This is a genomic window from Vibrio sp. M260112 (assembly GCF_036533775.1).
Taxonomy (GTDB): Bacteria; Pseudomonadota; Gammaproteobacteria; order Enterobacterales; family Vibrionaceae; genus Vibrio.
Window position 1 is genome coordinate 1 of sequence record NZ_JATABH010000020.1, and the last position, 12815, is coordinate 12815.

Annotated in this window: 11 protein-coding genes and 1 pseudogene; 9 read left to right on the forward strand and 3 right to left on the reverse strand. The window is 46.6% G+C overall.

The window, feature by feature from the left end; all coding sequences use genetic code 11:
• Positions 1-140 (forward strand): annotated as a pseudogene (locus QTN95_RS10590) (IS4 family transposase); the annotation flags it as partial.
• A gap of 50 nt (positions 141-190) precedes the next feature.
• Here QTN95_RS10590 and QTN95_RS10595 read toward each other — a convergent pair.
• Positions 191-2008 (reverse strand): hybrid-cluster NAD(P)-dependent oxidoreductase, encoded by a 1818-nt coding sequence (locus QTN95_RS10595; RefSeq protein ID WP_331417455.1) that lies wholly within the window; start codon positions 2006-2008, stop codon positions 191-193.
• Positions 2009-2255: 247 nt separating this feature from the next.
• On the opposite strand from QTN95_RS10595, the gene QTN95_RS10600 reads away from it, so the two are divergent.
• Complete coding sequence (locus tag QTN95_RS10600; RefSeq protein ID WP_138973221.1) at positions 2256-2414, forward strand: YqaE/Pmp3 family membrane protein; 159 nt, start codon at positions 2256-2258, stop codon at positions 2412-2414.
• Between the two features lie 172 nt (positions 2415-2586).
• The gene (pyrC, locus tag QTN95_RS10605) at positions 2587-3615 is read left to right on the forward strand and encodes a dihydroorotase (RefSeq protein ID WP_331417456.1); all 1029 of its coding nucleotides are present in this window, start codon (positions 2587-2589) and stop codon (positions 3613-3615) included.
• A 59-nt stretch (positions 3616-3674) separates the two neighbouring features.
• On the opposite strand, the gene QTN95_RS10610 is transcribed toward pyrC, so the two are convergent.
• Positions 3675-4910: an iron-containing alcohol dehydrogenase gene (locus QTN95_RS10610; RefSeq protein WP_331417457.1), complete on the reverse strand. Its 1236-nt coding sequence runs from the start codon at positions 4908-4910 to the stop codon at positions 3675-3677.
• 280 nt (positions 4911-5190) lie between these two features.
• Positions 5191-5391 (reverse strand): restriction endonuclease subunit S, encoded by a 201-nt coding sequence (locus QTN95_RS10615; RefSeq protein WP_138973218.1) that lies wholly within the window; start codon positions 5389-5391, stop codon positions 5191-5193.
• A 503-nt stretch (positions 5392-5894) separates the two neighbouring features.
• Here QTN95_RS10615 and QTN95_RS10620 point away from each other — a divergent pair.
• The 6 genes from QTN95_RS10620 to QTN95_RS10645 are packed head-to-tail and all read left to right on the forward strand — an operon-like array spanning position 5895 to position 12661.
• Positions 5895-6851 (forward strand): AAA family ATPase, encoded by a 957-nt coding sequence (locus QTN95_RS10620; protein ID WP_331417458.1) that lies wholly within the window; start codon positions 5895-5897, stop codon positions 6849-6851.
• Positions 6852-6862: 11 nt separating this feature from the next.
• Complete coding sequence (locus QTN95_RS10625) at positions 6863-7786, forward strand: DUF58 domain-containing protein (protein WP_331417459.1); 924 nt, start codon at positions 6863-6865, stop codon at positions 7784-7786.
• A complete protein-coding gene (locus QTN95_RS10630; RefSeq protein ID WP_331417460.1) occupies positions 7783-8256 on the forward strand; it encodes a DUF4381 domain-containing protein in 474 nt (157 codons plus the stop codon). The genes QTN95_RS10625 and QTN95_RS10630 overlap by 4 nt, the downstream gene beginning before the upstream one ends.
• On the forward strand, positions 8249-9217 hold the full coding sequence (locus QTN95_RS10635; protein WP_331417461.1) for a vWA domain-containing protein: 969 nt from the start codon (positions 8249-8251) through the stop codon (positions 9215-9217). The genes QTN95_RS10630 and QTN95_RS10635 overlap by 8 nt, the downstream gene beginning before the upstream one ends.
• Entirely contained in the window at positions 9210-11027 is a 1818-nt protein-coding gene (locus tag QTN95_RS10640; protein WP_331417462.1) for a VWA domain-containing protein, read from the forward strand. Before QTN95_RS10635 ends, QTN95_RS10640 begins: the two co-directional genes overlap by 8 nt.
• Entirely contained in the window at positions 11027-12661 is a 1635-nt protein-coding gene (locus QTN95_RS10645) for a BatD family protein (protein WP_331417463.1), read from the forward strand. The genes QTN95_RS10640 and QTN95_RS10645 overlap by 1 nt, the downstream gene beginning before the upstream one ends.
• Positions 12662-12815 lie beyond the last annotated feature (154 nt).

Here is a 12815-nt window from a genome sequence, read left to right on the forward strand (position 1 = left end):
CTAAGCGCATTACTCACTTGCAAGAGGAGGCGATACACCATGTCTTGCCCATTAAACGAGAAGAGCGGATATATCCGAGAGCAATAAAACCAAAGGCAAAGAAATACCCCAATAAAAAGAAAGCCAGTCAGCTTAACTGACTGGCATTACCCTATTCTCGGCTGCTTTTTATCTCTGACTGAACGAACGCTTAGCTTACCACTTCAACATCTGTTTGCGGTACGCTACAACATGCAAGCACTACCCCCATATTTCGCTCATGCTCTTGCAACGCGGGCACGTCGGGTTGATGAACAACTCCTGATTCCACCGTGACCTTACATGCACCACACAGACCAGCACGACAACTATTCGCGATTGACGCTCCCGCATCTTCCGCTTGTTCAAGCAGTGTTTTCTGATTATCCCCTTTGAAAACGTGCCCATTAACACTTAGCATCAGTTCTTTAACTGGCTGCTGAGAAATCTGGCTCACCCCGAACGCTTCTTGGTGATAGTTTTCTTCCGGTAGCCCTTTTTTAATCAGCAAGTTTCTTGCTTTTTGCATAAAGCCATCAGGGCCACAAACAAATACTTGGCGGGACTTTGCATCCTTGATCTGTTTGAGGTGAGTTAGGGTTAAACGTCCCTTTAAGCCGAACCAATCGATAGGTGCCTGAGAAAGGGAGATGAGCACCGTTAAACCAGGATGTTGACGACGTAAATCATCCAACTCCGACTTACATGGAATGTCCTCTACACTGCGGCATTGGTGATAAAACACCACATCATCCAACTGATTATGATCTGCCAAATAGCGCAACATAGATAACATAGGTGTGACACCACTTCCCGCTGATAGCAGCAATAACGGCTGGTTGGACTTATCACCCAAATGGAAACTGCCATCTGGTCTTTCGCAAGTTAGCGAGTCACCAAGCGCCAAGTTGTCAACCAGCCAGTTAGAGACACGCCCACCATCAATACGCTTAACAGAGATTGCCAGACGCCCAGGTCTTGAAGGGCTAGATGATAAGGTGTAGCGACGCGCGATGGTCTCCGCACCAATTCTCAATGTAATCGGCAGATGTTGTCCTGGCTGATAAACGGGGAACTCTCCATGCTGTGGTTCCAACCAGAAAGTGATAAAATCTCTAGCGATCTCTTCTCGTTCAACGCATGTCATCACTAAAGTTTTCGGACTGTTGTCGGGATAGAACTCTTTATCTTTGTATTCAAGCACTTCAACTTTCTCGCCCTGATGAATCACACCTTCATTAAGAGCGACGAGGTTCTGGCCGAAAAATACCCCGCCACGCTCATTTGCACGAAACTGTGACAAGGTATTCAGTGGTTCTTTACTTGCTCTAAACTCACCTTTGTCAACATCAACCGTGGTCAGGATACAACGCTCACACGGCTTCACAGCTTCAAACTCGACTTCACCAATACGTATACGTTTCCATCCATCTTCAGCAAAAGGCTCAGTACCTGAAACCACTAAGTTAGTACGAAACTGATCCATAGAGTGAGTTTCAGGACTACGTCGGTTGAGCTCGGATAGCGATGCTTCGCTGATCACCAACAAAGGGTATCCATCTGCAAAACTCACGTTATAGCCGAATTTTTCACGCACACGATTCGACTGTTCACCGCAATAAAGCAGTTCCACACGCTGACCAAGAACATCACTAAACCAATCATCGGCAGCATCTGTGGTGGTGTAAGCGACGAAGTTATCACTCCACACCTGTGCTGGCGCTTGTTGCATTTTAAATTCTGAATAGCGAATTCGTAGGTTTGAATAACCCTTCGCAGTAAAGATAACGCCATCTGGCGAGAGATTCGCTTGGACTCTAACCATCTGTGGGTACTTGCGTGCAGTGACCATCGAACCATCCGCCAAGGCAAGCATAAAGCGACGATCGAACATCAAACCTTGTTTTTCAACCCAAGAAGTTGAGAGTGACAAACCGCCAACGGATTTGACCGGATAGACATTGATTTGTGAAAGAATAGGTGCTGACATTGCTTATCCTAAGCAGTAATTATTGTTGCGGTATTATACCTAATTCCGTTTGATTTAATTGAGTTTATTTTACAAATAACCAACAAGCACTGAGCGTCTCAAAAATGAAATCCGCGCCTAAAACACGTAAGAACACTCTGAATATTATCGTCTGCTAGGCTAATAGAATAGACATCTTGTCGCGGAACGAGATAATGCCGAACAGGTACAAACCGATGTATTCAATTTATTGGAGTTAAGCAGACTTATGAACAAACTAGTGATGATCCTACTGTGTATTTTTCTACCACCTTTGGCCGTCTTTCTCGATAAAGGTTTGAATAAAGACTTCGTCATCAACCTGATTCTGACGTTTTTCTTTTTCATTCCAGGTTCGATTCACGCACTATGGTTAACGGTCCGCTAACCACAACCGTTGAGGCGAGTAATTACCCAACCAATAGCTTCCACCAAAAAAGAAGATGAAATAGAAAGCGCTTTGCTCTATCATCCTGTCGCCTAAGCGTAAGCGTTTGCCTTCAAGGTTTTCGTATCGGTTAGGCTCCAATCAGACAACTTTTACAATGGTGGGAGCAAAAATGACAACACTTACGATCACACGTCCTGACGACTGGCATGTTCATTTACGTGACGGCGAAGTTCTAAAGGATACCGTGCGAGACATTAGCCGCTACAATGGACGCGCGCTAATCATGCCAAATACAATCCCACCTGTTACCGATACCGATATGGCTCTGGCTTACCGTGAACGCATCATGGCAGAGAAGCCAAGTGAACAGTTCGAGCCTTTAATGGCACTTTACCTAACAGATAACACAACACCTGATGAGATTCGTAAAGCTAAAGCTTCTGGTGCAGTAGTTGCAGCTAAGCTTTACCCTGCTGGTGCCACAACTAACTCCGATTCTGGTGTGACGAATGCAAAGAACATCTACCCTGTTTTAGAAGCGATGCAAGAAGTGGGAATGTTACTGCTGGTACACGGCGAAGTCACTCACCACCATGTTGATATCTTTGACCGCGAGAAAGCGTTTTTAGACACTGTACTGGCACCTATCGTCAATGACTTCCCTGATCTAAAGATTGTTCTTGAGCATATCACCACCGCCGACGCTGCGAACTTTGTGAAAAATGCGAATGAAAACGTCGCGGCGACGATTACTGCTCACCACCTACTTTACAACCGCAACCATATGTTGGTAGGAGGCATTAAGCCTCACTTCTACTGCCTACCGATTCTTAAACGCAACACTCACCAGCAAGCTCTAATTGAAGCAGCGACAAGCGGCAGCAAGAAATTCTTCCTTGGTACCGACTCTGCACCACATGCAAAAGGCATGAAGGAAGCGGCTTGCGGTTGTGCGGGTTCATACACAGCGCACGCAGCGCTAGAGCTTTATGCAGAAGTATTCGAACAAGAAGACAAGTTAGAGAATTTAGAAGCGTTTGCTAGTCATAACGGCCCAGATTTCTACGCTGTGCCACGTAATACGGATACCGTCACTCTAACCAAACAAGAGTGGACAGTGGCAGAGTCTATGCCTTTTGGCAAAGATGTTGTCGTGCCAATCCGTGCGGGTGAAACCATCGCGTGGACTGTGAAGTAATAGCAGGTTAGTCTAACTATAGTCACAACAGCCCTCATAGCTTAACTTGAGGGCTGTTTTTATTTCGCCGTTGATATCGCTAGCAGCATTTTCTCACACTCTTCTTGCTGCATGTACCTAGGGACCGGATAGTTCCATCTCGCCTCATGTAACGACTGTTTTGCCAGTTCATTGACGTGCTCATGAAGAATATTGTCAAAATGAGTCGGCAGATCCAATTTATGCTGTAGCAACTTTACATACTCAATTAAAGCCTGCGCTTTGTCTCGATCAGGGGTGTATGGATTAGTAAGGTTCAACGCCGACGCTAGTTCGGCAAGACTCGATTCCGCTTCGTTTTTGGAAAACTCTAAAACATGGGGTAAAACCACCGCGTTGGCCAGCCCGTGTGGCGTACCGTACTTAGCGCCGAGGGTATGAGCAATGGCATGAACATAACCTAAACTGGCTTTGGTAAACGCAAGCCCAGCGTAGTAGGATGCCAATGCCATGTTTTGGCGTGCGGTCGCATTCTGACCAAATCTCACCGCTTTTTCTAAATTCTCGTCTATAAGAGTGATAGCTGCAAGCGCATAGCGATCTGTTTCAGCGGTAGCGTTGCAGGAAATGTATGCTTCAATGGCGTGAGTCAGCGCATCCATGCCTGTTTGGGCTGTAATAGAGGCAGGTAGCGCCAGCATCAAAGAAGGGTCAAGCGCTGCCGCAATCGGCACCAACTTAGGATCCACAACTGGGGTTTTCTTATGGGTGACTGGATCAGACACAACCGCCGCAACGGTGACCTCAGAACCTGTCCCTGACGTGGTGGGAATCACGAAGGTTGGAGCTGGCGATTTCCAAACTCGCAATAATCCAACCAGACGTCGCACCGGTTTGTTATTGGTCGCACACGCAGCAATAACCTTTGCACAATCTATTGGTGAGCCTCCACCAATCGCGACCACGCCTTGGCACTGCTGCTCACGATAGATCACTAATCCAGCATCAACTTGATCATAGGTAGGGTCAGGGAGGACGTCACTGAAGATGACGCACTTGACGCCAACTCGCTCGAATTCAAAAGCGAGTCGTTTGGCAAAGCCTAGTTTGACGATCCCAGCATCCGTCACGATTAGAACCTTACTAATGCCCATGATGGAAACAGTGTGACAAAGCTGCTTCAAGGCATCCTTACCAATAAATAGTGTTGGTTTCGTAATGGGCAACACTTTAGCGGCGATTCTAAGCCCCAACATATAGAGCCTATGTAGCCAATAGTTAAGTTTCTGTAGCCAATAGTAGAGTTTCTGTTCCATCAGATATCTCTAAGTGATTGAATTGATACTTTTAGCCTAGACTTTACAAAGAGTTCTCTCTAGTAGTCACGTCTATTTTTTTGAATTTTATGACTCAGGCTAAATATGCGATAACAGACGTCCAACCCAGGTGATTTCACCGAACGCGATCAAATCATAAATAGTGAAAAACAGCGCGGAGATCAACGCCAGCTTAATTAAACGATATACAATAAACATCTTTGTTTCCAAACGTTAAAAAGCCGCACTCGGCGGCTTCTAAATCAGTCATCAATACAAATTAATGCACTGGCTTATCATTCTTAGCGTAGAACTTACCAAAGTACTGCTCTAGGACTTCTGGGGTCAATTTACCTTCGGCTTCAAGCTTCTTTAACTCTTGTGCAATCGCTTTCTGCTCATCAATCGACGGTAATGCCACTTCTGGTTCATCACCCATTTCCTGAGCCATCTGTTCTAGCTCTTTTTCGAAATCACTCATGATCTCACTTACCTTTTAAAATACAACAGGGGCTAAGTTTACCCACTTAGCCCCTGTTATGCCAGTCTACATCAGAGTAGTTTAAAGCCAAAGAACCAGCCATCTTGCTGCTGATTTAACTGACGCAGAAAGCCATTCTGCATTCGTTGATATCTTGGTCTGCAAACTTCGGTGTTATCACCAAAGTGCCATGCCTAATTTAGACCCTTCCCATGAGATTAGCATATCGACCGATAGTAAATTTTCTTTATAAATCAATCAATAAGAATGAAATGCAATTTTCCCTGCTGAGAGATTCGCCATTCAACCTAACTTTGCACAAATGAAAACTTGCAACTGAGATTTTAACCCCCATATTTTAACCAACTGAAATACATACATTTGTCGAGATGCTACTATCACAGCCTGCTGATATATCCACCTCTTGACCGAGGAGATGGATTTCACACGGAACTTTTTCAGTTAGCGAGCTACTAAGTGAAAAAATAAGGAGAAGCGAAATCATGAACGCACACGCTCTACAACACCTGCGCGATTATTTGAATAGCCAAATTATTGGCCAGAGCGAACTCGTGAATCAACTACTTGTCGCCTTGCTCGCAGATGGCCATATTCTTGTCGAAGGGCCTCCTGGGCTTGCCAAAACTCGAGCGGTAAAGTCCCTTGCCGACTGCATTGAAGGCGATTTTCATCGTATCCAGTTTACTCCGGATCTATTACCCGCAGATCTCACGGGTACTGATATTTTTAGGCCGGAAACTGGCGAATTCTGCTTCCAAGCCGGACCTATTTTCAACTCATTGATCCTCGCTGATGAAATCAACCGCGCTCCTGCCAAAGTGCAAGCTGCGATGCTCGAAGCGATGGCAGAAAAACAGATAACGGCAGGTCGTAAAACCTACCCATTGCCAGAATTGTTTCTCGTGATGGCAACACAGAACCCGATCGAGCAAGAAGGCACTTATCCTCTACCGGAGGCGCAGCTTGACCGTTTCTTGATTCACCTAGACGTTAGTTATCCTGACGCAGAAAGCGAACTGGCTATCTTGCGCCTGAATCGTGGTGAAGCTAAAGGGAATAACAGGGTTACGCCCCCCTCTTTATCTCAAGCGGATGTTTTTGCTGCGCGTCAGGCTGTACTGGATATCCATATGGCAGAAACCATTGAGCAGTACATCATTCGTTTGGTTATGGCTACAAGAGAGCCTTCCAAATACAATGATACCTTGGCGCAATGGTTAGAAATGGGTGTCAGCCCACGAGCCACCATTGCACTTGATCGCTGTGCACGTGCTTATGCGTGGCTCAATGGCCGAGACTATGTGTCCCCGCAAGATGTTCAAGCCATGGCCTACCCAGTGCTACGTCACCGTTTACTGCTAAGCTATCAGGCTCAAGCAGAAGGCATCGAAGCAAACAAGGTCATTAGCAAGTTGTTGTCTTTAGTTGGCAGTGCTTGAGGCGTTAAGGTATGGACACTAAATTACCTCCCTACAGCGATGGCGTAAATCTCTCACTAGATGAACTGATGTACTACAAGCAACAGTGCATCAAGTGGTTACCACCTGGCAAAAGTTTATGGTCACAGATGCTCGGTCAGCATCAAAGCCGTCAACTAGGACGAGGGATGGATTTTAGTGAAGTTCGACAATACCAATCGGGCGATGATATTCGCACTATCGATTGGCGTGTGACCGCTCGCACTGGCAAACCACACACAAAACTATTCTCAGAGGAACGTGAAAAACCTATCATCCTCTACATCGATTTATCACATAGTATGATGTTCGGTTCGACACTATTGCTGAAGTCGGTTCAGGCCGCGCATATGGCAAGCCTAATCGCTTGGCTGAGCGTAACTGAGCAAGATCGTATAGGCGCGGTAATCGATACAGGGGAACGTCTTATCGAACTCAAACCTACAGGGAGAAATAAGGGGGCGTTAACGCTTATTCAGTCGTTGATAACACTCCATCAACAACAACTGAAACAAAATAGCAAGATTGACTATGGCTTTGAGCAGGGCTTACGATCGATTGCACGTCTTTGTCCAAAAGGTAGCGAGATTATCATACTGAGTGATTTCTCTCGCTTTACACCAACGTTGGAGCCACAACTCAGTCGCCTAACTCAACACAACCGCATACGCTTAGTTCAAATTGTCGACCCACTCGAACGCGGCGAAACCGCTTTTCGTGGTAGCGAGCAAGTGTCTGATCAACGCAATACATTATGGCTAGACTTTTCATCAACTAAGACCCGCCAAGGTATAGGGCAGGCCTTCGAACAACAGCAGCACTATCTCAAGCAACTAACACAGAAGTTAGGCATCCGTTTTTCTACGCTCTCTAGCGATGCTGCTCTTACTCAACAACTACACGGATTTCAAAAATGAGCAACGAGACTCAACAATCACTTTTACCTCTTAACGCTATGCACCTCCCAGAACCACCAGCGTGGTTGCCTTTAGCCTGGGGATGGTGGGCTAGCATAGCTGGTGTCGCCTTATTGCTCATAGCCAGTTTGTTCTTCATTCGCTGGAACAGAAAACGCTTAGCCCCCAAGAAAACAGCACTACGCCTTTTGGCTCGAGGCCAAAAACCTTCTGAGGCGTTCGAGTTAGTCAGACAAGCTGCACTATGCTACTACCCTCGAGAAGAGATAGCCCAACTAACGGGCAAGGAGTGGTATGCATTTTTAGACAGCCAAGCGGGTGGTTCTCATTTTGGTGATAACTACGATTTGTGGCAACAGGCACTCTACACTTCTCAACCAATCGACAATGCACCTGAACTCATTCAGCATTGCAGTGACTGGGTTGAACAGGCACTGCCACCGAAAAAAAGGAGAAGAAAGCGTGACTAATATCAGCTTCGTTTGGTGGTGGGCCTTGTTGCTGGTACCACTGCCGTTGTTGATCTATTTTTTGCTGCCGAGTATTAAAGCTTCGGCCCCGATTCGCCTGCCCTATCTTCCGAAATCATCCAGTGGTCAGGTTCCCAAAAATAGAGTGGCAAAGCTGCTGGCTGCTCTTTTTTGGCTTACGTTCATCATCGCCTTAGCCAGACCGGTTTGGTACGGCGAACCTGTCACCAGCCAGCCTAAGCACCGAGATTTGATGCTGTTGATCGATCTTTCCTACTCTATGAGTCAAAAAGATATGCAGAATCAAGACGAGTATATCGACCGTCTTACCGCAGTTAAAAAAGTGGTCTCTGATTTTGCTCAACAACGCAAAGGCGATCGGCTGGGATTGGTGCTCTTTGCTGATCATGCTTACCTACAAACGCCATTAACTTTAGACAGAGCTTCAATATCCCAACAAGTGGATTCACTAGTCCTACGCCTGATTGGTGATAAGACCGCCATTGGCGAAGGGATCGGTTTGGCAACCAAAACCTTTATTGATAGCGATGCGCCACAGCGAGTGATGGTACTCCTCAGTGATGGTAGTAACACATCAGGTGTACTCGACCCTATTGAAGCCGCACAGATCGCCAAGAAATATCAAGCAACTATCTACACCATTGGTGTTGGTGCGGGCGAAATGATGGTGAAAGAATTTTTTATGACCCGAAAAGTCAATACCGCCCAAGATCTCGATGAAAAGACTTTGCAGCAAATTGCGCAAATCACGGGGGGGCAATATTTTCGCGCACGTAACGCCAGCGAGTTGGCAACCATTTACGATACCATCAATAGCCTAGAGCCGATAAGTAACGCATCGCAAACTTGGCGTCCGCAAAAAGAGTGGTTTGGGCTACCACTCTTGATAGCGCTGCTTAGTTTCACACTTTTGCTAGTACTAAGGAGAGATCATGTCTGAGTTTGTCGTTCTCTATCCATGGGTGTTGTTGGCACTTATGCCATGGGCGATGGTGATCTTTTGGCTAGTCAAAAGAACTCGTACACAAACACTTATTGCTCCTCACCTTGCCGCAGCAATGGGAGTATCTGCCCCGGCTAAAAAAACCGTAAGACTCTATATCACAGCCCTTTGTGGAATCGTGGTGATTGTTGCTCTTTCTGGGCCTAGCATGTCCAAACAACCCCGTCCTAGTTATACAAACAGTAGTGCCCGTGTCCTTGTGATGGACATGTCGATGTCGATGTATGCCACCGACATCAAACCAAACCGTTTAACTCAGGCGCGCTTCAAAGCGACAGACCTTCTGTCTAGTTGGAAAGAAGGCAGTACAGGACTCGTCGCATACGCTGGCGATGCCTATCAGGTCAGTCCCATGACTAGTGACAGTAAAACCATCGCCAATCTACTGCCAAATCTTTCCCCTGACCTGATGCCATATCCAGGCGCTGATGCCGCTGCAGGAATAAAGCTCGCGATCGAAATGATGACCAATACTGGCTTGGCCTCCGGTGACATCATACTGATAACAGATGATATCGATGATGTAGAGCAACGAGAAATCTCCAAACAGTTAGCCAATACGCCATGGCGACTCGTTATTTTTGGGGTCGGTACTCGTTCGGGCGCACCTATCAAGCTTTCTGATGGTTCTCTCATGACCGGTAGCAGCGGACAAACTGTAGTAGCAAAAGCCAACTTCGACAATATGCGAGCGCTAGCTTCTCAGTTGGACGGCTACTTTGTACCCGTTCAGGTGACAAACAGTGACGTAGAGAGTATTATTCTGGCGACTTCCCGTGTCGATGGCACCGGCACATCGTTAGCCAATCAAACGATTTCAGAACAAATCAATCAAGGCTATTGGCTGCTGCCTCTCCTTGTTATTCCTGCGCTGCTCGTATTTAGACGTGGTGTGTTTTTCGCCGCTACACTGATACTGTTGCCAGCTTTGTCGCCTAAGCCAGCGCTTGCCAGCCCTTGGCTCAATGACAATCAAAGAGCGATGGAGATGTATAACAAACAAGAGTATGCGGAGGCTGCCGAACTATTTGAAGATAGTCAATGGAAAGGCATTGCCCAATATCAGGCTGGTGATTTTTCGGCTGCCATTAACTCCTTGCAAGGTGCTCAAGAACTAGAGCAAAGATACAACCTCGCCAATGCCTATGCACAGAATGGTCAACTCGACCAAGCCGCCGAGATATATGAACAGATCTTAACAGAACAACCTGATCACAAAGATGCTAAACAGAATCTCGACATAGTACGTAAAGCACAGCAACAGCAACAGCAACAGCAACAGCAACAGCAACAGCAACAGCAACAGCAAGGTGAGTCGTCTCAGCAAGAGAGTCAACAACAAAATGGCTCTCAATCCGCCTCATCTTCACAAAATCAGCAAGAGAATAAAGGCGATCAACCATCGTCAGACTCTCAGCAAAGTGCTTCCCAGCCGTCAAGCGAACAAGAGCAGTCCGGTCAACAAAACGATCAGCAAAGCCCATCTGATTCGACTCAACAGAGTTCAGAGCAGACACAACTTGCGCAACAAAATCAAAAAGCAAACGTTCAGCAGAAGCCGGAGGATTTGTCCCAAGAGCAAATCGGTGAGGCAACAACCCAAGACAATCAACAGGCGATTGAGCCTGAGCTAAGGAAGCTTCAGCAGGTAGAAAGTGCGCGTGACCCAAGCCGACTTCTCCGAGCTCAAATCTTGCTCCAAGCTCAGCAAAAGAAACCGCCTCAAGATACAGGTAAGAAATGGTAATGAAGAGAATCATCAAACGACCTATTGTCGGCTTATTGGTCGCCGTGCTCACACTAATGAGCCCGCTAGCGCTAGCAACCAACATCACTGCCACAGTAAGTACCAACAAAGTAGTGAAAAACCAAGTGTTTCAGTTACGAGTGGTGGTTGACTCAAAAGTCTCATCTGATGCGTTGGATTTGTCTGGACTTGAAAAAGACTTTTATGTCGGCAGACCCAGCTTTGGCAGTTCCATGAACTTCATCAACGGAAAACGTTCCAACAGCAGTGAATGGAACATATCGCTTGCTGCACAACGCCTCGGTATCGCGACCATCCCTAGCTTTACCGTTGACGGCGCCACATCTCAGCCGATCACGATTCAGGTATCCGTTGACAATGATCAACCTCAAGTCCGTGATTTGGTTGAACTGCACAGTAGCCTAAGTAAAACAACACTTTACCCAAAAGAAAGCACTCAGTTGACCACCCGATTAATTGTCAAAGCCGACCCAAGACGACTACAAAATCCCAATATCATTGCGCCAAGATCACAAGGCATTGTTCTAGAGCCGATGGGAGAACCCAATCAGTATCAAGCTGTCGTTGATGGTGTTGAAGTCACTGTCGTCGATCAAAACTATCGAGTGACAGCACAACAATCTGGGCAATTCACGGTGTCGGGCATCGGCTTCACTGGCAGTGTCGTCTTTGGCGACAATCGGACTGGCACGACCAAACTGGTGTCAGCAAACACGCCAGCCGAAGAATTTCAAATCATAGTACAGCCCATTCCGAGTGAGTATCAGGGACAATGGCTACCAGCGGCAGCGCTGACCTTATCCCAACAATGGCGTGATTCCAATGGTCAGAACATCGATCCTTCTCAGCCATTTACGACCTCGGTCGGAGAGTCGCTCACCCGAGAGATTTACCTAGACATAGAAGGTTTATCTAGCGAGCAGTTTCCCGACCTCAAAGTAAACTACCCAGATTCAGTACGAGTCTATCAAGAGAAACCTCAGTTTAGCGATCTCGGGGATGGAAAAACGCGCATGACTTTAAAACAAGTCCTTATTGCTCAGCAACAAGGTCAAATCGAACTGAGTCAGATTGAATTGAATTGGTGGGATAGCAGCAATCATCATCAGGCAAAAGCCAGTTTAGACGGTTTACAGCTTTTCGTGAATCCCGCTGACCAAGTCAACAACGAGCCCATTTCAGCACCGACAGTGTCGTCGCCACAATCAAAAACCGTCACCATTTATCAAGCTGGAATCTGGCCCTATTTGACGGCGCTATTTGCCCTACTCTGGCTGGCTACCTTAGTATTGTGGAACAGAGCACGCCACGCAGACATACCTAACAACACCGAATCTGTTGCCAGTCCGACAGAAGATAAACTCAAGGGCGCCTTGGCGGCTGACGACAGATTACAGGCTAACTTCCTGCTCAATTGCTGGCTAGAAGAACACCCTCAAATAAACGCCGAGATTCGCCAACAAATTGAGCAACAACGTTCGATGATGAACCAGAGCAGTTACTCTCAATCCGAACAGTCATGGCAAGCAACTGAACTGCTCAGTTTGCTTAAAAAGGCTCGCAAATCGAAAACGAGTCGCAGCAACAAAACCTCTCAGCTCGCCTCTCTGTAAGCCGCTTAATAAAAACCAGGGCAGCCCATATGTGGCTGCCCTGTTCACTTTAACTCAGTTAATGATGAACTTTCAGTTTAATACCAAGTGATGAAATCACTCCTTATTAGTAAAAAGATCGATTAGACTGATAAAAGTATAGTTAGCAAGGGAA

Bases quoted from the DNA above. Each gene is read 5' to 3' on its own strand.
- QTN95_RS10595 (WP_331417455.1), bottom strand. From the start codon at position 2,008: ATGTCAGCACCTATTCTTTCACAAATCAATGTCTATCCGGTCAAATCC.
- QTN95_RS10600 (WP_138973221.1), top strand. From the start codon at position 2,256: ATGAACAAACTAGTGATGATCCTACTGTGTATTTTTCTACCACCTTTG.
- pyrC (WP_331417456.1), top strand. From the start codon at position 2,587: ATGACAACACTTACGATCACACGTCCTGACGACTGGCATGTTCATTTA.
- QTN95_RS10610 (WP_331417457.1), bottom strand. From the start codon at position 4,910: ATGGAACAGAAACTCTACTATTGGCTACAGAAACTTAACTATTGGCTA.
- QTN95_RS10615 (WP_138973218.1), bottom strand. From the start codon at position 5,391: ATGAGTGATTTCGAAAAAGAGCTAGAACAGATGGCTCAGGAAATGGGT.
- QTN95_RS10620 (WP_331417458.1), top strand. From the start codon at position 5,895: ATGAACGCACACGCTCTACAACACCTGCGCGATTATTTGAATAGCCAA.
- QTN95_RS10625 (WP_331417459.1), top strand. From the start codon at position 6,863: ATGGACACTAAATTACCTCCCTACAGCGATGGCGTAAATCTCTCACTA.
- QTN95_RS10630 (WP_331417460.1), top strand. From the start codon at position 7,783: ATGAGCAACGAGACTCAACAATCACTTTTACCTCTTAACGCTATGCAC.
- QTN95_RS10640 (WP_331417462.1), top strand. From the start codon at position 9,210: ATGTCTGAGTTTGTCGTTCTCTATCCATGGGTGTTGTTGGCACTTATG.
- QTN95_RS10645 (WP_331417463.1), top strand. From the start codon at position 11,027: ATGAAGAGAATCATCAAACGACCTATTGTCGGCTTATTGGTCGCCGTG.